At 47.9% G+C, this 22,707-nt stretch carries 19 protein-coding genes and 1 tRNA gene; 13 read left to right on the plus strand and 7 right to left on the minus strand.

The window, feature by feature from the left end; genetic code table 11:
* The first annotated feature begins 53 nt into the window (after positions 1 to 53).
* On the plus strand, positions 54 to 1,097 hold the full coding sequence (locus tag RHD99_RS06555; RefSeq protein ID WP_309878035.1) for a hypothetical protein: 1,044 nt from the start codon (positions 54 to 56) through the stop codon (positions 1,095 to 1,097).
* A 19-nt stretch (positions 1,098 to 1,116) separates the two neighbouring features.
* Here the strand turns inward: RHD99_RS06555 and RHD99_RS06560 are convergent, their stop codons facing one another.
* The 3 genes from RHD99_RS06560 to RHD99_RS06570 form a co-directional block, all read right to left on the minus strand.
* Positions 1,117 to 1,650, minus strand: coding sequence for a hypothetical protein (locus tag RHD99_RS06560; protein WP_309878037.1), 534 nt, complete (start codon positions 1,648 to 1,650; stop codon positions 1,117 to 1,119).
* A gap of 456 nt (positions 1,651 to 2,106) precedes the next feature.
* Entirely contained in the window at positions 2,107 to 3,849 is a 1,743-nt protein-coding gene (locus RHD99_RS06565) for a M48 family metalloprotease (RefSeq protein ID WP_309878038.1), read from the minus strand.
* Positions 3,850 to 3,854: 5 nt separating this feature from the next.
* Complete coding sequence (locus tag RHD99_RS06570; protein WP_309878040.1) at positions 3,855 to 4,349, minus strand: hypothetical protein; 495 nt, start codon at positions 4,347 to 4,349, stop codon at positions 3,855 to 3,857.
* Between the two features lie 1,088 nt (positions 4,350 to 5,437).
* Between RHD99_RS06570 and RHD99_RS06575 the strand changes: the two genes are divergently transcribed.
* Complete coding sequence (locus tag RHD99_RS06575) at positions 5,438 to 6,463, plus strand: patatin-like phospholipase family protein (RefSeq protein WP_309878041.1); 1,026 nt, start codon at positions 5,438 to 5,440, stop codon at positions 6,461 to 6,463.
* A gap of 544 nt (positions 6,464 to 7,007) precedes the next feature.
* Here the strand turns inward: RHD99_RS06575 and RHD99_RS06580 are convergent.
* A tRNA-Arg gene (locus tag RHD99_RS06580) sits at positions 7,008 to 7,082 on the minus strand.
* 293 nt (positions 7,083 to 7,375) lie between these two features.
* On the opposite strand from RHD99_RS06580, the gene RHD99_RS06585 reads away from it, so the two are divergent.
* The gene (locus RHD99_RS06585; protein WP_309878043.1) at positions 7,376 to 8,809 is read left to right on the plus strand and encodes a DUF4431 domain-containing protein; all 1,434 of its coding nucleotides are present in this window, start codon (positions 7,376 to 7,378) and stop codon (positions 8,807 to 8,809) included.
* Positions 8,810 to 8,861: 52 nt separating this feature from the next.
* Here the strand turns inward: RHD99_RS06585 and RHD99_RS06590 are convergent, their stop codons facing one another.
* The gene (locus RHD99_RS06590) at positions 8,862 to 9,797 is read right to left on the minus strand and encodes a formate/nitrite transporter family protein (protein ID WP_309878044.1); all 936 of its coding nucleotides are present in this window, start codon (positions 9,795 to 9,797) and stop codon (positions 8,862 to 8,864) included.
* Positions 9,798 to 10,003: 206 nt separating this feature from the next.
* On the opposite strand from RHD99_RS06590, the gene ccmA reads away from it, so the two are divergent.
* The 9 genes from ccmA (at position 10,004) to mlaA (ending at position 17,123) form a co-directional block, all read left to right on the plus strand.
* Positions 10,004 to 10,612 carry a cytochrome c biogenesis heme-transporting ATPase CcmA gene (gene ccmA / locus RHD99_RS06595; RefSeq protein WP_309878046.1) on the plus strand — a complete coding sequence of 203 codons (609 nt, stop codon included), beginning with the start codon at positions 10,004 to 10,006 and terminating at the stop codon, positions 10,610 to 10,612.
* Positions 10,609 to 11,268, plus strand: coding sequence for a heme exporter protein CcmB (gene ccmB, locus RHD99_RS06600; protein ID WP_183270068.1), 660 nt, complete (start codon positions 10,609 to 10,611; stop codon positions 11,266 to 11,268). Before ccmA ends, ccmB begins: the two co-directional genes overlap by 4 nt.
* A gap of 78 nt (positions 11,269 to 11,346) precedes the next feature.
* Complete coding sequence (locus tag RHD99_RS06605) at positions 11,347 to 12,084, plus strand: heme ABC transporter permease (protein WP_309878048.1); 738 nt, start codon at positions 11,347 to 11,349, stop codon at positions 12,082 to 12,084.
* A complete protein-coding gene (ccmD, locus tag RHD99_RS06610; protein WP_183270066.1) occupies positions 12,081 to 12,293 on the plus strand; it encodes a heme exporter protein CcmD in 213 nt (70 codons plus the stop codon). The genes RHD99_RS06605 and ccmD overlap by 4 nt, the downstream gene beginning before the upstream one ends.
* Positions 12,290 to 12,769 carry a cytochrome c maturation protein CcmE gene (gene ccmE / locus RHD99_RS06615; protein WP_183270065.1) on the plus strand — a complete coding sequence of 160 codons (480 nt, stop codon included), beginning with the start codon at positions 12,290 to 12,292 and terminating at the stop codon, positions 12,767 to 12,769. The genes ccmD and ccmE overlap by 4 nt, the downstream gene beginning before the upstream one ends.
* The gene (locus tag RHD99_RS06620; protein ID WP_309878050.1) at positions 12,766 to 14,718 is read left to right on the plus strand and encodes a heme lyase CcmF/NrfE family subunit; all 1,953 of its coding nucleotides are present in this window, start codon (positions 12,766 to 12,768) and stop codon (positions 14,716 to 14,718) included. Before ccmE ends, RHD99_RS06620 begins: the two co-directional genes overlap by 4 nt.
* Positions 14,715 to 15,272: a thiol:disulfide interchange protein DsbE gene (gene dsbE, locus RHD99_RS06625; RefSeq protein WP_183270063.1), complete on the plus strand. Its 558-nt coding sequence runs from the start codon at positions 14,715 to 14,717 to the stop codon at positions 15,270 to 15,272. Before RHD99_RS06620 ends, dsbE begins: the two co-directional genes overlap by 4 nt.
* Positions 15,269 to 16,351 carry a cytochrome c-type biogenesis protein CcmH gene (locus RHD99_RS06630; RefSeq protein ID WP_183270062.1) on the plus strand — a complete coding sequence of 361 codons (1,083 nt, stop codon included), beginning with the start codon at positions 15,269 to 15,271 and terminating at the stop codon, positions 16,349 to 16,351. Before dsbE ends, RHD99_RS06630 begins: the two co-directional genes overlap by 4 nt.
* 13 nt (positions 16,352 to 16,364) lie before the next feature.
* Positions 16,365 to 17,123, plus strand: coding sequence for a phospholipid-binding lipoprotein MlaA (gene mlaA, locus RHD99_RS06635; protein ID WP_309878052.1), 759 nt, complete (start codon positions 16,365 to 16,367; stop codon positions 17,121 to 17,123).
* A 183-nt stretch (positions 17,124 to 17,306) separates the two neighbouring features.
* Here the strand turns inward: mlaA and RHD99_RS06640 are convergent, their stop codons facing one another.
* Together RHD99_RS06640 and RHD99_RS06645 are read right to left on the minus strand one after the other, a co-directional pair.
* On the minus strand, positions 17,307 to 18,206 hold the full coding sequence (locus RHD99_RS06640; RefSeq protein WP_309878053.1) for a glycyl-radical enzyme activating protein: 900 nt from the start codon (positions 18,204 to 18,206) through the stop codon (positions 17,307 to 17,309).
* 23 nt (positions 18,207 to 18,229) lie between these two features.
* Complete coding sequence (locus tag RHD99_RS06645) at positions 18,230 to 20,515, minus strand: pyruvate formate lyase family protein (RefSeq protein WP_309878055.1); 2,286 nt, start codon at positions 20,513 to 20,515, stop codon at positions 18,230 to 18,232.
* Positions 20,516 to 20,761: 246 nt separating this feature from the next.
* Between RHD99_RS06645 and RHD99_RS06650 the strand changes: the two genes are divergently transcribed.
* Complete coding sequence (locus tag RHD99_RS06650) at positions 20,762 to 22,672, plus strand: PTS fructose transporter subunit IIABC (protein WP_309878056.1); 1,911 nt, start codon at positions 20,762 to 20,764, stop codon at positions 22,670 to 22,672.
* Positions 22,673 to 22,707: the final 35 nt, after the last annotated feature.

The raw sequence follows: 22,707 nt of genomic DNA on the forward strand, positions 1-22,707 counted from the left end.
ACGCATAAGCAGCTTGAAATATGACGGGTATATATTAATTTACAGGTGATTTCATGGGTTATATTTCAGGGAAATTTCAACGTGCGTATCAACGAGAATACGAAAAAGAAGCTGAGAAAAATGCCTTGATATGGATGAGTACGAAGGACTATTTAGCTGAATGCCTGGATATTCATGAACATCACCACAATGAGTGTTCACTTCAGGAGCAAGTGAGCTCATGGCTTTTTATGCTTAGAATGAAGCGTGTACCGGATATCCTGGGATACAAGACAGCTATATTGTCAAACAATATGGAAGTACTCCATTCAGCTTTGCTTCAGTCTGCCATGATTAAGCATGTGACGCTGGGGGTGGATTCAGGATGCGATCACTGCATGAATATATGGGTAACTCTGGATATTCTTGCTGCAGGTATGTTTACCCGCGTACCACTTCTTTTACCTGAAAAGCTTGGCATGAGTGACAATGGCCATCCTGTCACAATAACGATAACTAATTTAGTCATGGCTTTATGGTACAAACGTACTGACTTTGAAGTTGATGCCAGGAAAAAAGCGGAAGCGCTACTTGCGACTAAACAAGCCCCTGGCGATCTTTTGATCATTCGTTATCTCATCGCACTCCTTGATGGCAATGTTGCAGACGCTGGGATTCAACTCGATTTATATTGTAAAAATGTACCGCGGGTGAGGGAGTTCGGGGTTACTAAGCTCAATAAAATGTTCTGGCCACATGCGCATGGGTTATACAACCTTGCAGTTGCTGTGTGGGGCAGCGAAAAAGCCAGCGCTATTCCAAAACCAGAGTCAGATTGTTTCTTTAACGACCTGTCGGAATGGCAAATTAAACATAATTATCGCCATGGGCAGCTATTTTTTGAATACCCGATGCCAATTGATATTATTAATACCATTATCTCTGCCACTCCTCCGGAATGTACTTTGCATCAACCCTACCTGAATAAAGATAAAAAATATAAAGAAAAGAGATATCTGCATGCAGAACATTTTGAACAACAGATGACAAAGATAGTTTTGGAGGCGCTGATCCTACCCGCGAATAGTGGACACGCATCAAGTGATGGGGGCGGTTAGATTAATCACCCCCGTTAGCTCAATGAGGTGTATCTTGTACTTTTTTGATTAACGTTAGATCGTTTTTTTTCTTATCTAACACATAATAGTTATAAAATTTCTTATCAGAAGAGTCGCTTGTTTCATATGTGACAAGAAGATCGCTTCCTTTGTTTATATAAAGAATTTCTTCACCTATAGGTTTTGGCGTTTCGCTATCACCGGCGTCATAAGCCATAAATGAGCTAGAGAGTGCCAGGCCAGTTCGCTTGTTGATAAATGCGATAACATGGCAACCAGAACCTCCACATCCCCATTCTGCCTGGGCATATTCTCCGGCAAAAACGATATCGCCCTGGATGGCTTGCTTGAAACGAGTACGAAATGAGTTCGTGAACTCATCGGTAATATCAATATGCTCAGAGGGTTTACCCGTATAAATATGACCAGCAGGGTAATCCTTTCCTTTTGGCAATGAGTCAAAAGCAAACGAATTCTGAATTGATAAAAATATCATGCAGCATGACACGATGAAAAAAATAGATGAGCGGCGTGTTGAGCTGTTTTTTGGCATTTTCCTTTCCAATGTATAAATGCATTCCTATCTCTATGATTATTCTTTTTCTATACGGGTTCAATGGAATGATTTAGTTCTGGTTCCAGAAAGGTGATCTTCTTCACCAATAGTGGAGAGGCGACTCAATGAGTAAACTCTCAAGTAAGTGGCGGTTCACATGGAAAACCAGCATCAATCGATAATAGCCACGTAAGCAACACACGCCTGAATTCTGTCAGGAGATCCTGAGGCATGCCTTCATCGAACAGGGTTTTATTTACCTGACTAGCCTTCAGGAGAGGTAAATTCGGTGGCCTCTGCAGGAATTGTGTTTCATTTTAATACATTGATTTAAAAGGGGATGCAGGTGGTATTGTGTTTGAAGGGATACTTTGAGGAATGCACTCCATATGTGAGCTGATAACGGGATTCAATCGTCACCAACTATTTTCCACCCTTACGTTTATCTGAGCATTATAAGGACCGTTCCAGCACTAGCCTTAGGACGAAAACAGAAATCAGGCCTATAACTGCAGGTAGTGCGAGATTTATTGGTTCAGCAGACAGCCACAAGTTTTGAAATCCACCAGGATGCAGTATAAAAACATAATCATACAGTTCGCTTCGGTATGGATCGTGACCAGCGAGCATTGCGACCAAAAAGGTTATTGAACCTGCCACATATGCTAACAACTGCTTTTGTTCTTGAGGTCGACTCGATCGCACTGCAGGTTGAACAAGTTTTATGGCAATAGTAGTTATTAATACGGAAGCTAAAATCCACCAACTATGAATGCCATCTAAAACTTTTTTAGCTAACCCATGCGCAACAATCTCAAGGTCTCCTCCTAGGTCAGACCACAAAATTGGATCTATAGTAAAACCTCTGTCGTTTGCGATAGCTATCGAATAATGAGTTAGCAAATAGCCAAATTCATACATGTTGAACTTGGTTGAACCAAGGGCACAACATACGGCTGTGGCAAGTATGGCACTACGCTTCCAACTGACAGTTTGACTGAAACTCATCAAAACTAGCATGGTAAGAGTGATTCCATATAGGACTGCGACCAAGAGCACAATGATTATGTGATCAATCGAACCATTGAGAAGTAAGGGGGTTATTGGATTAATCGGTAGAAGAAGCGCGAGTATAACTGAGTAAGCAAAGTAGCGTAGTTTCGGAGTAAAAAGACGGTCAGGTGTCCGGATCAATGTAAGTCGTTCACTTTCTGAAAGATGCGTCATGTCTGGTGAGAAAAACGAACGACTTAGGTCTGCCACAGTCGAGTGATGAAGGGTTTTATCAGACTCAAGCTGCTTGGTAAAGCTATCTAGTCCGGTAGTCCACAATGCGGCACTTAAGTCAGCTCGAACCTCCATCATTGCCACAATGAAACTCGCATAGCGCCGAAGGAACAAATCCAACAGGGTTAACAGAAGGAAGCACAGAATAGCGATCGCAATAATCGCAAATTCGAGCCTAGCGACCGGCCACATCTCTTCCCCAATAAGTAACATCTTAATAATTATCAAGAAAAGTAATACCACTGTGGCACAAATAGTGAACACCTTGCTGAATCTTAGGATCGAACGAATTCCGTGCAGTAAAAAAGATAAGCGTCTGAAAGTGCGCCAATCGTTGTATACGACGTGGCCCATCTCATGTGCCAGGATCAACTCTGCAGTGAGATCTTGTTTATTCACACGATCCCAAAGTGCGCTGCTAACGTAAATATGGTCAACCCCATCTTTGAAGCTAGCTTGCGCCTCGACCTGAAAACCACTATACCAGTCAACTTCCGGTGCAGGCTTGGCATGGTTCGGTGTTAAGAGCCATATTTTAGTGATTGTGTCGCGAAGCACTTGGCCCGCAGCACCCTTGGGCTGACGGAGTCGACCAGCTAGTTCAGAATTCTCTTTCCTATTGAGGTAAATGAACTCTCGATAGCTACAAGTGAAACGTGCCAGGAGAATGATTGCACTGAAAAACATTAGCGCACCAAAGCTCGTCTGGGTAAGCGATAAGGTATTGATAAAGATAAATATGTCTCCAGCGAGCTGAATGACCACAAACGTAGCAAACGAGATCACTACCGCTGGTAGAATTAAGGCAATTAGGGGCGTGAAGATAGCCGCGAATACCAGTAGATGTGCCCAGATCTCAATACTGGAGTTCAGCAGAAGTGCTTCTTTATCGTTTGAGATTCTTCCCATGACTTTCACTTCTCCACTTGAGCATCAATGGCTGCTTTCATTTCAGGGGAGCGAACAGCGATCACGAGTGCCTCTACTTGCTCGGGAGATAAGCCGTGCCGACTCCCGGCGACCCTTAGCAGCCTGTCGAAATCAATCTCGGCTTGGCTTCGTTCCTCCCCAGTCCAGAGCCAATTGACGAGCTTAGCCACTTGGGCATAGGTTAATTCAGCGAGCTGGGCACCTGCTTTTTCGCTTATCTTTTTCAAATATGCCGCCCAAAGGCCCTTGGAGGCCTCTATGAGCACTGGAATGAGTAAAGAGCCGACGATTTCCATACCGAAGTCTCCAGCTTTTTTCTTTTTTGTCAGCAAAGAGCGTTCAATTTGACTGTCTAGGTCACCATCGCTGTCCAGTCGATTTAGCATATCTTCAACAACGTCTGACTGAACCGTTTCCCCGCTTGCAGAAAGCGTTGCGGAGGCCAGGATTCCAACAAAGAGGTCATGTGTAGTTGCCATTTTCCTCTCCTACTAAAAATAGAGTTTAATTGAGTTATTTGCAGCCGTTCGCACACGACTGCATTCGATCAGATGCACGCTTAAAGCAGCTTTCTTGTGAGATGCTTGGCAGAGTGTTGCAGAATTGGTTGTCGCGTTCGAATTCCTCTGCACAGGTTTGGCAATCTGCATGGACTGGAAAACTGATCACGATAATTGACATGAAGGCGGCTATGCTACGAATCAGGTACATGTTGATCTCCTACTTTTGTGATGGTTCTTGTGCGTGCGGGCGTGCGCAGCTTTTATTGGATATTACTTAATGCAGATAATTCATGATCAACTTGATTCCATAATAATACCTACGTGCTACTCACTTATATATTATTTATTTAGAGTTGGAATCGGTGAAAATAATTAATAATAAAAATGATGTATGATATTATTTTGAAGTGTTTTTATGAGTCTAAGTTAAAGTGCGTTTATGCTTAAGTATTGTATGAATTAAATACCTATTTGCATTATGGCTATGATAGTTGGCAGTGATGAATATAATTTATTGTTTGTATGCTAACCATATTTATTAGAGTAGCGTAAATGAAGATGCTTTCAAGCTCGTGCTCTCTTTTTAGGAAAAAAATGACTTTTGGGTGAAAGTTACATTTATTGATAGTACTTAAAGGCTATGGATTATACGTTCATAAATGGTAGTACTTAGAGGTGGTTGGGAATGAATCTTCTTTGTTGAATTGCTAAAACCCCTTGGTTTTAATATGGTTTCTTATGCAAGCACATCGACGTTATTCCCTTAAGTACCCAACGAAAACTGTCGTAACTTGTTTGCTCGGCGAGAGCGAAATCGCCAGAATTTTGAGCCATTACGTTTACGACCATTAATAGGCCGGAGCGTCAGTAGTGATTAGTAACGGTTGGATTACATTTTTAATCTGTATGTTGGCCAATGTTACGAGTAACTATCCTGTATTTCTCAAAATGTTGACTATCTTTTAATGATTGACCAGTATTTAAATAATTTATGTCCATTGTTCGTGGGTAGAATCAAAGACGCTAAATCTGTATTACCCTGCATTTCTTGAGAGGAAGAAAAAATGGCGATGAGAATACTTTCTATCGATGGTGGTGGGATCAGAGGCATCCTTCCTGGTATGATATTAGTCGAGCTGGAGAAAAAGTTACAAATAATATCTAGAGATTCAGAAGCAAGGATCGCTGATTATTTCGATTTGGTTGCCGGCACTAGTACTGGCGCCATTCTTTGTTCCGCCTATGTTTGTCCTGACGCAAAAAGAAAGCCAAAATTCTCTGCTCAGGAAGCCGTTAATTTCTATCTTAATGATGGTGATGATATTTTTGATGTTAGCGTCTGGAAAAAAATCGGTTCATTAAGAGGCGCAACTGATGAAAAATATTCAGCAAAAGAGTTGGAAATAGTATTAAAAGCGGCATTTGGTGAAATAAAACTTAGTGAATTATTAAGACCGACCTGCTTTGTTGCTTATGACGTAAGCAGTCGTCTTCCTGTTATCTTCAAACAACACTCGGCAGTAGCGAGTCATCGGGATTTTCTGGTCAGGGATGTTTTACGTGGCACTTCTGCAGCCCCTACGTACTTCGAGACGGCGCGAATTTACTCATTACCTCCTTTATCAGAAAAATTTGTCCTAGTTGATGGCGGTGTGGTGGCAAACGACCCTGCGCTCTGTGCCTACTCTGAAGCCATTAAATTCAGTAATGTTGCTGGCATCAAAGATATGATTATTGTCTCGCTTGGTACCGGCAAAAAATTACAGGGTTATTCCTATTCCGAAGTGAAGGATTGGGGACCTTTTGGCTGGGCAAAACCTGCCATCGATATTGCTCTCGAGGGTGGGCCACAGATGTCTGCGTACTACTTGCAACAAATTGCTTCAACGGTAAAAAATTCTAAATACTACAGAATTCAGCCCGAATTATATGGTGCCGATCCAGCGTTGGATAACGCATCACGAGAGAATTTAGAACTACTTCGTAATGCAGGGCTACAAAATGCAGCTGCATTCGATGAAAAATTAACTGAAATTGCCAATTTGCTAGTCAGTAGTGGTGGGGATTTTAAGTTTAAGGATAAGAGCTGATTTGTTGAATAAATCGGATTTGGGGCAGGCATCCCTGGAACGGACTACGTTTCTCAGGCAATACAGGCACTGCCTGGTATGCCTGCCTTCGTCATTTTATTCAGTGCTCGCACCATGGACCAAAGTCTGTAACCTGATCATTGTACTCACGTAGCGTCAGTAGTGTTTATGGGGGCTATTCTCTGGAAATGGTTGGATACCCGAGCTTGCGCAAGAGATAGCCCAGGCTATCATCCAAGAGAGAGCTTTTGGTTCCTGCTATCGCGTGAGTATCTGTATCGCCCCAGCTTTGAGCCATTAGGTTTGATCAGCACCATCAGCCCAAACCTTCAGACATTACGTACTCTTTGTCTTTGGGCGGAGCGTTCTTAATTTCGATATTGGTTAAGGCCATGTGTCCCTCGTGAAGTTCCAACAGCGCGAGAGCACTTTAGATCGTGGCTTAAGGTGCTTTTTGTTGTAATTGACTTGAATTGAAAAGTGGCTTTAAGCCTTGTTTGGTGCGGGTTTTGTGGGGTTTAATGGAAGGAGTTAAAAGTGGTCATGGTGTCCCCTGCAGGAATCGAACCTGCAACTAGCCCTTAGGAGGGGCTTGTTATATCCATTTAACTAAGAGGACGAAGCGGCACGAGTATAGCGTTATTTGACAGGCAGGTTAAGCACGTAGCCGTCTGACTGCTTAAAGTATCGCCATCATCTACATTTTTCTGACGCCTTTCAGCCTCAAGAACGTTGGTTTTGGCCGTGACCTCTTTTTCGTTGCTAATATTTGGAAATGTAATTTCCATATTTCATTGGTTTAGTGAATGAGTGTTTTTCTTTCCTGGCGATTTGATAAAAGAATTGTGGATTATTTTCTCGTGCGTATGATCCGATAATGTACGTCACTCTTTTAACAATAGGGAATTAATAATGCCAGGGACAATAGCATTTGTTTTTCTTTCTTTAATTACGCTCTTTACAAGTACTGTTTCCGCAGCGTGTCTTGATTATGAGAAAAATGTCAAACTCAGTGGTTATTTAGAAGTCAGTGTGTTTTTCGGTGCTCCAGGTTTTGGTGAGGATCCTAAAACCGACAGAAGAGAGATTAAGAATATCCTGTTTCTCGATGAACCAGTCTGTGCCAATAGAAGTGATAATGGCGATGCGGAGAAAGAACAAATTGAAGTCACGTTAGAAACGGATGAATCACCTGGGGCACCCAATTTAGACCAATATGTCGGGAAGCATATTACCGTCGTCGGCAAACTTACCCATGCACTAACGGGTCATGATCATACCTCTTTGATTTTAGAGTCAGTGCAACTGTCTGATACGGATTCGGAAGCCAGGGCGCGAATTGAACGAAAGCCGGTGCTTGATGCTGTTCGCCAGGTCGCTGTGGAATTAGCGGGGCAAACTGTACGGATCAAAGTCTCACGCCTTAATGTCAGCGATGACTGGGCGGTTTTGATGGGGGAACTTGTTGCGCCCGAAGGGAGTACACTCGACTGGTCATTAGCGAAGGATTGCAACGAAGATTTAGATAAAATGCTCTGGTCGGTGCTGAATAAATCGACCGGGCAGTGGAAAATTAAAGAAATAAACATCTGCGCCTCTGAACCACCTTACTGGTACCTTAAAGATTCCGAGTTGACGATGCCTTGTGGTGTCTATAAAGGTCTGGATTCCATGACGGAAGGGGCTCAATTTGCCGATTTGGCTCAGCGATGTGAAGAGGTAAAAGCATCCGGGGTCGCAAAGGGAGATCATGTAAAAATAAATCAGGTTGAGGCCATCCCCCCGTTCACTGACCAGCAAAAACGCATGATGCTAATACAGTTTCAGCACTTTCAGAAAGCGGTAAAAGATAAGGATGTCGCGACCATAAAATCATTTATCATATTTCCAGCAGTATGGGATGTTTTCTATTTCTGGCCTGAAGGAAAAGCTAATCCCCCAGGGGAACTGACGGTGGAACTTTTTGATAAATATTCAAAAGCTATTGTTGAGGATATGAGTCTATTAAGTGGTATTAAACTGGATCCTGATAAAATGACTATGACAGAGTTTCGGGTTAACGCGTTAGCACCGGAAGAGCAAAGTCGAAAGTATATTTCAGCGGGTGATGTGGGTAATGAAAATATTTATTATTACCTTGAAAAAGGAGATAAGCATTTTGTTAATGGAACCTGTGATGATATCAGTAATGTGGAAATCTCTGATACTGGTCTGATTGCCTACGCAGGCAGCGGATCAAATCATCAGCTACCGGGTTTATCTGAATTGTGCGAGCACCAGGCCATTTTCGATTTCGAATTCATTGATGGCAAATTGCGGCTGAAAGACCGCACATTTGCGGGATAACCGAAATAAAATCGGATCCTGTTAAGTTTGTCGCTATATGAAATGTAAATAGTTAGCGCTTTTTAGCCTCTTCATTTTCCTTTGGTTGCTTCGTTTTCGCCTTTGCTTCGGCTTTTTTCTTATTGCTCATATCGTTACGGATTTGCGCGTGGCTGATTAACGCAAAGATAAACGTCCCGCCGCAAATGTTGCCTGCAAGCGTGGGCAGGGCGAACGGCCAGAAGAAATCGCTCCAGTGGAGTGTACCGTTAAAGACCAGGTAGAGGATTTCAACGGAGCCGACCACGATATGGGTTAAATCCCCCAGCGCGACCAGCCACGTCATGATGATAATCACCACGATTTTTGCCGCACCCGCAGCGGGGAACATCCACACCATGGTGGCGATGATCCAGCCAGAGATAATCGCGTTGGCGAACATCTCACCCGGGGTATTTTTCATCACATCCATGCCAATTTTGACAAATGCGTCACGGGTTTGCTCATCGAAAATGGGCATGTATTCAAACGCATAGGCTGCGAGGCCGGTGCCAATAACGTTACCCAGTAGAACCACACCCCATAAACGCAGTAGTAACAGGAAGTTTATCCCGGTCGGTTTATGCATGATGGGCAGAACGGCTGTCACGGTGTTCTCGGTGAAAAGCTGTTGGCGCGCCATGATGACGATAATAAACCCGAAGGTATAGCCGAGGTTTTCCAGCAAAAAGCTGCCGGGCACACCTTCCAGATTGACGTGAAATACCCCTTTTGCCAGTAGCGATGCCCCCATCGATAAACCCGCCGCAATCGCCGACCATAACAACGCCATCGCATCACGTTCCAGCTCTTTTTCGCCGTCCTGACGGATGTGTTCGTGGATAGCCATTGCCCGCGATGGCAGGCGTTCCTCGTCGACCTCTATCTTTTCCCCGTGGTCTTTCTCATCACTTTCAACTTCGATTCCGTCGGTGGATTTATCGATTTTGTCTTCTTTTAATTCATCCATTTTTCAGGTTACTCGCATGTCTGCTGTTCCCTTAAGCGTAGCGGTTTTTAGCTGCGAGCCCCGAGCCGTGCGTTAATTCGACTTAATATTGATCTTGGGTGCGCGGATTACCTCTTTTGGAGTACCGCAACTGCGGTAGCCAATCTGGAGCAAAGCCTATGATGTGTTATGATTTTGCATCCCGAGACAAGGAGTGACTCCCCCAAATGCTTGATGCGATTAACTTGACCTGCGTACGTGATGATCGCGTGTTATTTAGCGAGTTGTCGTTTAACGTTCGTCCTGGTGAAATGGTGCAGATAGCCGGGAAAAATGGGGCCGGGAAAACGTCGCTGTTGCGGATTTTGGCGGGTCTTGCACAGGCAGAGGAAGGCGAAGTGAAGTGGCAAGGGGAAGGGTTATCCCGCGCACGCTATCAGTATCACCAGAACCTGCTGTGGCTGGGGCATCAACCGGGTATCAAAACGGTGCTGACGGCCTTTGAAAATCTCAGCTTTTATCATGCTCATGGTGCGGAATCTCTACGTTGGCAAGCACTTACTGAAGTGGGATTGCTGGGGTTTGAAGATGTTCCGGTAAACCAACTTTCTGCCGGGCAGCAACGGCGTGTGGCGCTGGCCCGTTTGTGGTTAAGCACACATAAACTCTGGATTCTGGATGAGCCTTTCACTGCCATCGACGTAGCCGGTGTGGAAAAGCTCACGCGTCAACTCAGGCACCATACCGAAAATGGCGGAATGGTTGTTCTCACCACGCATCAGCCACTGGCAGTCGACAATGTGCGTCAAATTCATTTACAGGAGAAACGGACATGATGCGCCGAATTTTCCTGCATGAATTACGCGTGGTATTGCGCAAAGGTGCAGAGATCGCCAATCCTTTGTGGTTCTTTCTTATCGTTATCACGCTGTTTCCGTTAGGAATTGGCCCAGAGCCACAGTTGCTGGCGCGCATTGCGCCGGGCGTGATTTGGGTGGCGGCACTACTGGCGTCGCTGCTGGCGATGGACAGATTGTTCCGCGATGATTTTCAGGACGGTTCGCTTGAGCAACTTATGTTGCTACCCATCCCTTTACCGATGGTGGTGTTAGCGAAAGTGACCGCTCACTGGGTGGTTACGGGATTACCATTGCTGATCCTCTCACCTCTGGCTGCACTGTTGTTGGGGTTGGATTTTTACAGCTGGCAAGTGATGGCAATGACGCTGCTGCTGGGAACGCCGACACTCAGTTTTTTGGGCGCACCAGGCGTTGGGCTGACGGTGGGGCTGCGGCGCAGCGGCGTGTTGTTGAGTCTGCTGGTGTTGCCGCTGACTATCCCGTTGTTAATTTTTGCCACCGCCGCCATGGATGCCGCTTCCATGCATCTTCCGGTTGACGGTTATATGGCAATTCTTGGGGCGATGCTTGCGGCAAGCGCTACATTAAGCCCGTTTGCTACGGCGGCGGCACTGCGCGTAAGTATTCAATAAAATTAAAAATTGTCGGGTGGCGTTTTGCATATCCGACCCGAGGACTGAAAAACGTCCGTGATTTTGTGAGCAAAAATTATGTGGAAATGGTTACATCAGCTCGCTAAACCCGAGCGGCTTTATCAGCTATGCGGTTATTTTGTGCCGTGGTGCGCACTCATCAGTGCCGTGTTATTGGTTGCCGGTTGTATCTGGGGATTTGGATTTGCACCCGCAGATTATCAACAAGGCCAGAGCTATCGCATTATGTATCTTCATGTCCCGGCGGCGATCTGGTCGATGGGGATCTATGGCTCGATGGCGGTTGCCGCGTTTATTGGCCTGGTGTGGCAGATGAAAATGTCAGACCTCGCAGTGGCGGCGATGGCTCCGGTGGGCGCGGTATTTACTTTTATCGCGCTGGTGACCGGTTCTGCATGGGGCAAACCAATGTGGGGAACCTGGTGGGTGTGGGATGCACGCCTGACATCCGAGCTGGTGCTGCTGTTTCTCTATATTGGCGTGATTGCGCTTTATAACGCTTTTGACGACCGTCGTCTGGCTGGGCGCGCCGCCGGGATTCTGGTGCTGGTCGGTGTGGTGAACTTACCGATTATCCACTTCTCGGTTGAATGGTGGAACACCCTGCATCAAGGCTCGACAAACATGCAGCAAAGCATCGACCCATCCATGCGCACGCCGTTGCGTCTGACCATTTTCGGTTTCCTGATGTTGTTTGTGACCTTGACGTTGATGCGTTTGCGTAACCTCATTTTGCTTCAGGAACAGCGCCGTCCGTGGGTTTTGGCGTTGGTGAATAAAGGGAGAAACGCATGACAAGCGCATTTTTAAACTGGGGTGATTTTTTTGCTATGGGCGGCTATGCGTTTTACGTCTGGCTTGCCGTCGCGCTGACGTTCATTCCATTGCTGCTGTTGGTGGTTCATACCCGCATGCAGCGCCACACCATTTTGAATTCTGTCAGTCGCCAACAAGCACGGGAAAAGCGTATTCAGGCAGCACAACGAGCAGAGGGAACTGAATGAACATTCGTCGTAAAAATCGGCTCTACCTGGCACTTGCGGTGCTGGTTGGGTTGGGGCTGACCATCACGTTGGTACTGTACGCGCTGCGTAGCAATATCGACCTGTTCTATACGCCGAGCGAAATCCTGTATGGCAAAGGTGAGAGCCACCAGGTACCCGAAGTAGGGCAACGTTTGCGGGTGGGCGGTATGGTTCAGCCGGGCAGCGTGAAACGTGATAACCAAACGTTGAAAGTCACGTTCAAAATTTATGATGCCAGCGGTGTGGTTGATGTCAGTTACGTCGGCATTTTGCCGGACCTTTTCCGTGAAGGGCAGGGTGTCGTAGCACAAGGCGTCTTCGCTTCGGGAAACCGAGTTGAAGCGAAAGAAGTGCTGGCGAAGCATGATGAAAATTACACGCCGCCGGAAGTTAAAGAAGCGATGGATAAAAATCACCAACGTGCCCCGCAGGCTTATAAGGATAACGCCTCATGATGCCTGAAATTGGCAGTTTTTTGCTGTGTCTGGCGCTTGGCTGGTCATTGTTACTCAGTGTCTATCCGTTGTGGGGCGTGAAACGTAATGACTCGCGATTAATGGCCTCTGCCCGTCCGCTGGCCTGGGCGCTATTTATCACGCTGTGTGCAAGTTTCTTAGTGCTGGTGAATGCGTTTGTCGTTAACGATTTTACCGTACTGTATGTGGCGAATAACTCAAACTCCGAGCTGCCAGTCTGGTATCGCGTTGCGGCGACCTGGGGGGCTCACGAAGGCTCCTTGCTACTGTGGGTTTTGTTGTTGAGCGCATGGACTTTTGCGGTGGCGTTGTTCAGCCGTAGTATGCCGCAAGATGCGGTGGCGCGAGTTCTGGCCGTCATGGGGATGATTAATTTCGGCTTCCTGCTGTTTATCATTTTCACCTCCAACCCTTTTACCCGCACGCTGCCTGACTTCCCTATTGAAGGGCGCGATCTGAATCCTCTGTTGCAAGACATCGGGCTGATTTTCCACCCGCCGTTGCTGTATATGGGGTATGTCGGTTTTTCCGTGGCCTTTGCTTTTTCTATCGCAGCACTCATGGCCGGGAAACTCGATTCTGCCTGGGCGCGTTGGACGCGTCCGTGGACGTTAGCCGCCTGGTCATTTTTAACCATCGGTATCGTTTTGGGATCGGCCTGGGCTTATTACGAGTTAGGTTGGGGCGGCTGGTGGTTCTGGGACCCGGTAGAAAACGCCTCGTTTATGCCGTGGCTTGCGGGAACGGCGCTGATCCACTCGCTTTCAGTGACAGAAAAGCGCGGCAGCTTTAAAGCCTGGACGGTGTTGCTGGCAATCACCGCATTCTCGCTGTGCTTGTTGGGGACTTTCCTGGTGCGCTCGGGCGTGTTGGTTTCGGTGCATTCATTTGCGTCTGACCCGGCACGTGGGATGTTTATTCTTGCCTTCCTGGTGATTGTGATTGGCGGTTCGCTGCTGCTTTATGCGGTGAAAGGAAGCAAAGTCCGCTCACGCGTCGGGAATAGTTTGTGGTCCAGGGAATCATTTTTACTCGGTAATAACGTGCTGTTGATTGCCGCGATGCTGGTGGTGTTGCTGGGGACGTTACTTCCGCTGGTCCACAAGCAACTCGGGTTGGGCAGTATTTCTATTGGTGAACCGTTCTTCAACACCATGTTTACCGCATTGATGGCACCCTTTGCCTTACTGATGGGGATTGGCCCATTAGTGCGCTGGCGTCGCGATGAGTCGCGAAAATTAGTGAAACGCCTGGCGATTGCGCTGGCGATCACCGTTGCGCTTTCACTGTTGTTGCCATGGTTAATGCAAGATCGCATCGAAGCGATGACGGTGGTCGGTTTGCTGATGGCGGTGTGGGTGTTTGTGTTGGCAGTTATGGAAGTCTACGAACGCGCCACGCATCGCTCCGGTTTGCTTAAAGGCTTATGGAAATTGCCGCGCAGCCATTGGGGCATGGTGTTCGGGCATTTGGGACTGGCCGTGACGGTTGTCGGCATCGCCTTTAGCCAGAATTACAGCATTGAGCGTGACGTGCGGATGAAAGCGGGCGATAGCATCGATATCCACCAGTATCACTTTGTGTTCCGCGATGTTCACGATCTGAATGGCCCTAACTACCGTGGTGGCGTGGGGATTATCGACGTCACGCGCAACGGTAAACACGAAGCCACGCTGCATGCTGAGAAGCGTTTCTACAACAGTAACCGCGCGATGATGACCGAAGCGGCTATAGATGGTGGCGTGACGCGCGACCTCTATGCGGCACTGGGTGAGGAATTAGATGACGGAAGTTGGGCGGTGCGCCTCTATTACAAACCTTTTGTTCGCTGGATTTGGATGGGTGGCATCCTGATGACCATCGGTGGGCTGTTCTGTTTGTTTGACCCGCGTTACCGCCAGCGTAAACACATGCCGGAGGCCGCATGAATCGCAAAGTCTTATTTATCCCGCTAGTTCTGTTTTTATTGCTGGCGGCGATGCTGCTGTGGCAACTGGCGCGTAATGCGCAGGGCGATGACCCGACTAATCTTGAATCGGCATTAGTTGGGAAGCCGGTTCCGGTGTTTCGTCTTGAGTCGCTGGAAAACCCCGGCAAGATTTATGACCAGGCTGTGCTCAACGACGGCAAACCGTTGTTGCTCAACGTCTGGGCGACCTGGTGCCCAACCTGCCGGGCCGAGCATCAGTATCTTAACGGGCTGAAAGCGCAGGGCGTTCGCGTGGTCGGCATGAACTATAAAGATGATCGACAGAAAGCGATTAACTGGCTCAATGAGCTAGGTAATCCTTACGCGCTGAGCCTGTTTGATGGCAACGGTATGTTGGGCTTGGATCTGGGTGTGTACGGCGCACCGGAAACCTTCCTGATCGACGGTAAAGGGATCATTCGCTACCGCCATGCGGGCGATCTTAACGATCGCGTCTGGCAGCAAGAAATCAAACCGCTGTGGGATAAGTACAACAAGGAGGCTGGCGCATGAAACGCGGATGGCTACTGATCGTCGCATTCCTGTTCTCGTTTAATGTTCTGGCGGCAATAGATACCTTTCAGTTCAAAGACGAAGCGCAGGAGCAGCAATTCCGGCAGTTGACTGAACAACTGCGCTGCCCGAAATGCCAGAACAACAGCATTGCAGATTCCAATGCGATGATTGCCTCTGACATGCGTCTGAAAGTCTATGAGCTGCAACAGCAGGGGAAAACCAAACAGCAAATTATCGACTATATGGTCGACCGCTACGGTAATTTCGTGACTTACGAACCGCCGATGACCCCTGCCACCCTTATTTTGTGGGTGCTCCCGGTGCTGTTTATTCTTGGTGGCGCGGGAGTGATTGTGATGCGTAGCCGCAAACGGCGCGTACATTTTACTGACGAGCCCGAAAGTGAAGCGTCTCCAGTTATTACCAAAAAGGCACACTTCTGGTTTTTCGCCCCAGGGGCGGTGGTGTTGATTGTGGTGAGCGTGGGCGTATATCTGAAAACCTCGGACATCAAGCAAGTGCAAGCCTGGCAAAAAGTCTCAAATCAGACTCCTCAATTGTTAAAACGCGCATTAGATCCGCAAGCAAAACCATTGGATATGCCGGAAATGGCCAATCTTGGCCTTGGTTTACGGACTCAGTTGCAATATGAACCTGACAATATTGAGGGCTGGATGATGCTCGGGCGAATAGGTATGGTTCTGAATAATGCAACAATTGCTACTCAAGCCTTTGCACATGCGTTTAAACTGTCGCCCTCCGACAGTAATGTAAAGCTGGGCTATGCTGAAGTATTGACCCGCAGTGGAGATCCGCAAGATAACCAACTGGGTGGTAATCTGTTAAGAGAGCTCCTCAAAACGGACCATACGAATGTTCGTGTATTAAGCCTGTTGGCATTTAATGCATTTGAACAACAACAGTACCGCGAAGCGATTGGTGCATGGCAAATCATGTTGCAAGTTCTACCAGCAAACGATCAGCGCCGGGCCGTGGTGCAAAGAAGCATCGAACAGGCAAAGGCAGCGCAAGCTGGGATGAATAACACCAAACCTGAGAGCGTAGAGCAAAAATAACAGGGAGAGATATATGAATTTCCGCCTGACCGGGTTAGTACTGGCCGCTACTGTTTTAGTGGGCTGTGCGAGTTCGGCCGATACACAACCGCAAGGGCGTTCGGACCCGCTGGAAGGGTTCAACCGCGCTATGTACGATTTCAACTTCAATGTGTTGGATCCGTATGTTGTGCGCCCGGTTGCTGTGGTGTGGCGTGATTACGTACCGCAACCGGCACGTAATGGGCTGAGCAACTTCACCAGTAACCTCGAAGAACCTGCTTCTATGGTGAACAACTTTATCCAGGGCGACCCGTATCAGGGGATGGTGCATTTCACCCGTTTCTTCCTGAATAGCTTATTGGGTATGGGTGGTTTCATTGATGTCGCAGGGATGGCAAATCAGAAATTACAACGTCTTGAGCCAAACCGTTTTGGTACTACACTTGGGCATTATGGCGTGGGCTATGGTCCATATGTGCATTTACCTGCCTACGGTAGCTTCACGCTTCGTGAAGATGGTGGTGAGTTGGTAGACGATTTGTATGCCCCACTTTCCTGGCTAACCTGGTGGATGTCACTGGGCAAATGGACGCTTGAAGGTATCGAAACGCGTGCGCAATTGTTGGATTCTGAAGGCTTGCTGAAACAATCTTCAGACCCGTATATTTTGGTGCGTGAAGCTTACTTCCAACGTCATGATTTCCAGGCAAACGGCGGGAAACTCACTCCAACAGAGAACCCGAATGCCGAGTCTATTCAGGATGATTTGAAAGATATCGACTCTCAGTAAGCGATACCCGTCATTCTTCAAGTTGCTTATGCGTTGGCTGCACCCGCTCACCCCAGTCACTTACTGGAGTAAGCTCCTGGGGATTTACGGCTTTGCCGCCTTCAAGCAACTCGAATTATTTAGGGTATAAAGTTTAATGCCGTTCATTGAAGCCTCAATGAACGGCATTTTGTTTTTAGCGAATCAGGCATGAACCACTTTGATTTTACCGTTGCGACTCAGCGCCGTAATCCAAAGTTGAATCGTCGCCTCATCTGGCATTTCACTATCTACCGTATAAATCTCGCCAATTTCACGTGCTTTTCGGGCACCAAAATTATGATAGGGCAGGATCTCGACATGCAGGATGTTGTCAAAACGCTCTACCATTTCGCCTATTGCCTGAAAATGTTCAAGACTCAGGTTATAGCCTGGGATTAACGGGCATCGCAGGATCACAGGACAACCGAGCTGATGTAACAGCGCCATATTTTCGTCTACCAACCGGCGGCTTAAACCGGTCAGGGTTTTGTGCAGTTTGTCGCCTGTGGCTTTGTAATCCACCAGGAAGCAATCCACAAAAGGGGCGATTTGCTGATAATGCGCGCTTTTTGATGCGCCATTGGTTTCCAGGCATACATGCAAACCTGCCTGCTTGCTAAGGTGGGCAAGTTCCAGTGCGAAAGTAAACTGATGCAGCGCTTCGCCACCGGAGAGGGTTATCCCTCCACCGGTTTTAGCAAAATAGATTTTATCTTTCAGCACTTCCTGAACAATCTGCTCAGCAGTGACCTCTTCACCGTAGATTTTCAGCGCCTGTGCCGGGCATACCTCAACGCACTTTCCACAGCCATCACAAGCAGCGAAATCGATTTGGTGTATCCCATCGACAAAGCGATGGTGAGCACAGACCTGGGCGCACGCCTGGCAGTTCAGGCATTTATCTGCATTGAACGACAGTTGCTTGCGCTGGCTCATCGATTCCGGGTTGTGGCACCAAAGGCAGCGCATTTGGCAGCCTTTGAGAAACACGGTGGTTCGCACGCCGGGGCCGTCATTGATGCAAAACTTCTGAATATCAAAGACGATGCCTGTTGTTTTCATGATGATTTCCCTGGTATTTGGTATTAATCGTTCAGCGTGCGGTTAAGGATCTCCAGTTGTACATCACGGTCTAAGTTCACAAAGCGGGCACTAAACCCACCGACCCGAACTATCAGGTTGGGATAGTTTTCCGGATGCTGATAAGCCGCTTCCAGTTCGCCTTTGCCCACCACGCTTACCATGAGTTGCGGCCCACCTTGCTCGAAGTAGCCTTCCATTAACGCATTGACCAGCGGGCGACGGGTATTAAACAACGTTTTGCTGAACTTGATGTTTTGCACTGAACCGGCGTGATACTTAGCGTCCAGTTTCACCAATGAGTTCAGCATGGCCGTTGGGCCATTTTTATCGGCACCACTTTGCGGGTTGTTGGCATTACTCATGTAAACGCCACATTGACGACCGTCTGCTGACGCGCTGGTGGCGCGGCCCCACTCGGTATTAACCTGATTATTGATAATCACCACCAGGTAGCTGTCGAGCCCAACCTGCTGCGCGGCATCACGTACACCATTGCAAATATACTCGTGCATCTCTACGGCAATTTCGTCAGCGTAGCCGTCATCGTTACCGAATTTTGGCGCGTTAATCAGGTCGTTGCGCATTTTTTCATGGCCAACAAAGTCCACTTTTAGCGCTTCAATCAGCGTGGCGTAATCGTACTTTTGCTGCTCAAAGATGACTTTTTTAATCGCCGCAAGGGAGTCTGAAGCGTTGGTATTACCGTAAGTTTCGTTGGTGCCGCCAAGACGATAAGCACCACCGTTGAGCAATGTTTTTTCCCGCTCAATGCAATCACTGGTGAGCAAACTGGTCAGCAGAAAACCGACCTGCTGATTCATTACGCTATACGAAGAGGCTTGGGCTTTTGCGGTGATGGCGATGTAGTAGTTGAGCAGGTTTTTATAATTGCTCATCACATCGTCAAAGCGGCTGATTTGCTGTGGTGTTTTCAGCACTACACCGCCACTTTTGTTTTTCCCATCCCAAAAGTCGATGCCACCGGTCAACGCAATATTGAGAATTTTCAGCACGTTCATGCAGGTATTTGGCGTACCCACGCTGCGCCCTGACAGCACAAACTCACCGCAGCCAAAGGGCACGTACTGCTCTGCATCTTCCTCGCTAACCTGCATGGAGTGCATGACTGCCGGAATATTGACATCGTCGTTATACAAAATCGGGTAGGTGATGCCGGTGCCAATCACGTCCAGCGCTTGCTGATAAATGGCTGGGTTCATTCCCTGGTAAATGCGCAGGGTGAACTGGGGTTCTGTATCCTGGTTTTCCTGCACAGCCTGAATGGCGAGGCGGCAGTAAACATCGGCATGTTCAGGTTGGCGACGCCCGCGACCACCAACAATGACACGACCATTGACCGTGGTTTTACGTGCTTCAATGAGTCGGTAATGGGAACGAATATAATCAATCGCTTCCCTTTCAGTTAGCAACCCGGCGTTTAAATCATGGACCAATAGCGCACCCAGATAGTCATCCATGCGCCCGTAGTTCACCACACCGGCACACAGGCTATACAGCCAGCTCAGTTGAATCCCTTGCAGGAAGGTTTCTGGTTTCTGCGTGCGAATGTGCATGAGTGCATCAATTAAAGCGGAAAGATGTTGTTTGCGTGCCAGGTCTGGCATGGTTTCCAGTTCGTTTGCCGCGAGCTGAATATGGCGGTCAATCACGGTGACGACAATGCTCAACATACCGAGGAACGCTTGATGAAGCGTGATTGCCTGCTCATCCTCACGCGCAATGGCCGCATCAAGCTTGTGCTGGATTTTCTCTCTTAAGCCTGTCAGCCCAAGATCAATCAGCAAATTGTAGTCAAGGTACATGCCGCTAAGGCGGGCTGTGGCAATCGCCGGATAATTAACATCGACAAATTTGCCCAGCGTGTCGTCTTTGAGCGTTTGGCGGAAGTAGATCGATCGCGTGTCATGGGTGTGCCAGTAATCAAGCAGGGCATCAATTCGGTGATGAAGACCTTCAGGGAGCGAGGATTTAAATTCTGCCAGTTTGCTGAAGTTACAGTAATGCCCCACACCGCCAACGGACGTGACACAACCAAATCCAATCGGCAGTACGTCCAGGCGACCAATGATTTTGTCTTCCGGTTGAATAGTGCGAAAGAGGTTTGGATACAAGGCTTGCAGGCATTTTACTTCGCGTATTAACGGCGAGCTTTCGCTGCGATGCGCCAGAGTGTAGGCCTCCATAACAGCAAGTTGTTCGACAGGCGTTTTCTCGCAGGGGATCTTCTTGTTGACGTCGACCTGCTCGGCGATAACGGGAGCGCTCATAATTTTTCCTTACTGATTTCTGGGTTTCTATTATTAAGTTGTAATTACAAATTTAAAACTGGGATCGGGATCTTACTTTCATCATATGCCCGGTAATTTACGCATGGATCCCTTTGTGATTGCCTTCACACCTCTTGGTGAAGGGGGCTTCATCACACGATTTATATGATTTTTATCAATACCCGCGATCGTGATTGTTTCTATTTTTCTTCAAACTTGTAATTACATATTTGTGAGGGAAAAGAAATGAATGGCTTATTAAGCAAAGAGCTTATCTGCTTGAATCTGAACGCCCGCGAAAAACATCAGGTCTTCCACGAGATGGCTGAATTACTGTGGCAGGCGGGCCATATCACTGATATTTCACAATTTGTCGCGGATGTTTGGGATCGTGAAGATACGGGAAATACCGGGTTTGAAGGCGGTGTGGCTATCCCGCATGCTAAAAGCCCGGTGGTGAAACAGGCCGCGGTAGTCGTCGGGATCAGTCCACAAGGGATTGAATATGGCGCTGAAGATGGAAAGCCCTCGCACGTTTTCTTGATGATCGCTTCTCCGCATAACGCGTCCAATTTGCATATCGAGATCCTTGCCCAGCTCTCCTCACGTCTTATCGAAGACGGCTTCATGGAAACGCTATTACAGGCAACTTCACAGGAGGAAGTGTTAGCGCTGTTCACGGCGCAAGCCACGCCCGAAAATGACAGCCGAGAGGTCAGGCAGGATAAGGGGTTGATTCTTGGTGTCACCGGCTGTCCGGTTGGCGTGGCGCACACTTACCTGGCTGCGGAAGCTATTGTTAAAGCCGCCAGAGAAATGGGTTATGAAGTGAAAGTGGAGACCAACGGCTCCATTGGCGTTAAGGATTCACCCACTGCCGAAGAGATTGCCCGGGCAGATGCGGTGGTGGTGGCTTGTGATAAACAAGTCGATCTCGACCGTTTTGCCGGAAAGAAAGTGGTTATCTGCGGCGTGAAATCGGCGATTAAAGGCGCTACAGGCTTAATTGAACAAGCGCTTTCGGCACCGCTCTACCAGGTGACAAGCAGCAGTAAGGCAAAACCGGCTTCGACAACGTCGTCAGGTTCAATGCTGTATAAATCACTGATGAACGGGGTGTCATATATGATCCCCTTTGTGGTGGTCGGCGGTTTGTTAATTGCGTTATCCCTGGCATTGGGAGGGGTACCGACCGAGCAGGGACTAAGTATTCCTGCTGGTAGCTTGTGGAACAAAGTACTGAGCGTTGGCGTGGTTGGCTTTACGCTGATGATCCCGATTCTTTCTGGTTACATTGCCTACGCTATTGCTGACCGGCCGGGGTTGGCGCCAGGATTGATTGGCGGCTGGATTGCGAACAATGGTTCTTTCTACGATGCCAGCGCAGGCACCGGATTTATTGGTGCCATTGTTGCGGGGCTGCTCGTCGGCTACTTCGTGAAATGGTTGACGCATTTTAACTACTCAAAAATGGTCCAGCCGTTGGTGCCCATTATGATTGCACCCATCGCCGGTACGCTGTTTATCGCTGCAATCTTTATGTTTGTCATTGGCGCACCCATCGCTGATTTGATGACGGCGCTTAACCACATGCTGGCGAACCTCTCTACTGGCAACGTTATCGTTATCGGTATTGTGATGGGGTTGATGCAGGGGTTCGACATGGGCGGACCCTTCGGTAAAGTCGTGTTTATGTTCAGCGTGGGGTTGATTGCCCAAGGGCAAACGCAGTTTATGGGGGCTCAGGCTGTGGCGATTCCTGTTGCACCTTTAGGCATGGCGCTGGCTGCATTTATGGGCAGACGCTTTGGGCTGTTTGATGATGAAGAATATGAGAATGGCAAAGCCGCTGCCGCGATGGGGTTGGTAGGGATTTCTGAAGGCGCGATTCCTTTTGCCGCGCGTGATCCCTTTGCCGTGATCCCTGCAAACATGATTGGCTCTGCGGTAGCTTGTTGTCTGGGCTTCATCTTTAGTCTGCATTGTAACGTGGCACATGGTGGGCCAATCATTGTCCTGCTGGGCGGATTCGACAAGCCGTTGTTGGCGCTGGTTGCAATGGCTGCCGGTGTGGTTTCTACCGCGACGATTGCTATTGCCCTGAAACGTTTTAAAATGATGCGCAACCGTCAACACGCGGTTATGGATGTCGCCTGAAAGTCAATCTGGCGACGGCGGAGCCTTATTCTCAG

Origin of the sequence: Buttiauxella selenatireducens (genome assembly GCF_031432975.1) — a bacterium.
Lineage (GTDB): Bacteria > Pseudomonadota > Gammaproteobacteria > Enterobacterales > Enterobacteriaceae > Buttiauxella > Buttiauxella selenatireducens.

Coding starts and splice junctions, on each gene's coding strand:
- RHD99_RS06585 (WP_309878043.1), top strand. CDS start 7,376: ATGCCAGGGACAATAGCATTTGTTTTTCTTTCTTTAATTACGCTCTTT.
- dsbE (WP_183270063.1), top strand. CDS start 14,715: ATGAATCGCAAAGTCTTATTTATCCCGCTAGTTCTGTTTTTATTGCTG.
- ccmE (WP_183270065.1), top strand. CDS start 12,290: ATGAACATTCGTCGTAAAAATCGGCTCTACCTGGCACTTGCGGTGCTG.
- RHD99_RS06555 (WP_309878035.1), top strand. CDS start 54: ATGGGTTATATTTCAGGGAAATTTCAACGTGCGTATCAACGAGAATAC.
- mlaA (WP_309878052.1), top strand. CDS start 16,365: ATGAATTTCCGCCTGACCGGGTTAGTACTGGCCGCTACTGTTTTAGTG.
- RHD99_RS06605 (WP_309878048.1), top strand. CDS start 11,347: ATGTGGAAATGGTTACATCAGCTCGCTAAACCCGAGCGGCTTTATCAG.
- RHD99_RS06560 (WP_309878037.1), bottom strand. CDS start 1,650: ATGCCAAAAAACAGCTCAACACGCCGCTCATCTATTTTTTTCATCGTG.
- RHD99_RS06565 (WP_309878038.1), bottom strand. CDS start 3,849: ATGGGAAGAATCTCAAACGATAAAGAAGCACTTCTGCTGAACTCCAGT.
- RHD99_RS06630 (WP_183270062.1), top strand. CDS start 15,269: ATGAAACGCGGATGGCTACTGATCGTCGCATTCCTGTTCTCGTTTAAT.
- RHD99_RS06640 (WP_309878053.1), bottom strand. CDS start 18,206: ATGAAAACAACAGGCATCGTCTTTGATATTCAGAAGTTTTGCATCAAT.
- RHD99_RS06575 (WP_309878041.1), top strand. CDS start 5,438: ATGGCGATGAGAATACTTTCTATCGATGGTGGTGGGATCAGAGGCATC.
- RHD99_RS06590 (WP_309878044.1), bottom strand. CDS start 9,797: ATGGATGAATTAAAAGAAGACAAAATCGATAAATCCACCGACGGAATC.
- ccmA (WP_309878046.1), top strand. CDS start 10,004: ATGCTTGATGCGATTAACTTGACCTGCGTACGTGATGATCGCGTGTTA.
- RHD99_RS06620 (WP_309878050.1), top strand. CDS start 12,766: ATGATGCCTGAAATTGGCAGTTTTTTGCTGTGTCTGGCGCTTGGCTGG.
- RHD99_RS06645 (WP_309878055.1), bottom strand. CDS start 20,515: ATGAGCGCTCCCGTTATCGCCGAGCAGGTCGACGTCAACAAGAAGATC.
- ccmD (WP_183270066.1), top strand. CDS start 12,081: ATGACAAGCGCATTTTTAAACTGGGGTGATTTTTTTGCTATGGGCGGC.
- ccmB (WP_183270068.1), top strand. CDS start 10,609: ATGATGCGCCGAATTTTCCTGCATGAATTACGCGTGGTATTGCGCAAA.
- RHD99_RS06570 (WP_309878040.1), bottom strand. CDS start 4,349: ATGGCAACTACACATGACCTCTTTGTTGGAATCCTGGCCTCCGCAACG.
- RHD99_RS06650 (WP_309878056.1), top strand. CDS start 20,762: ATGAATGGCTTATTAAGCAAAGAGCTTATCTGCTTGAATCTGAACGCC.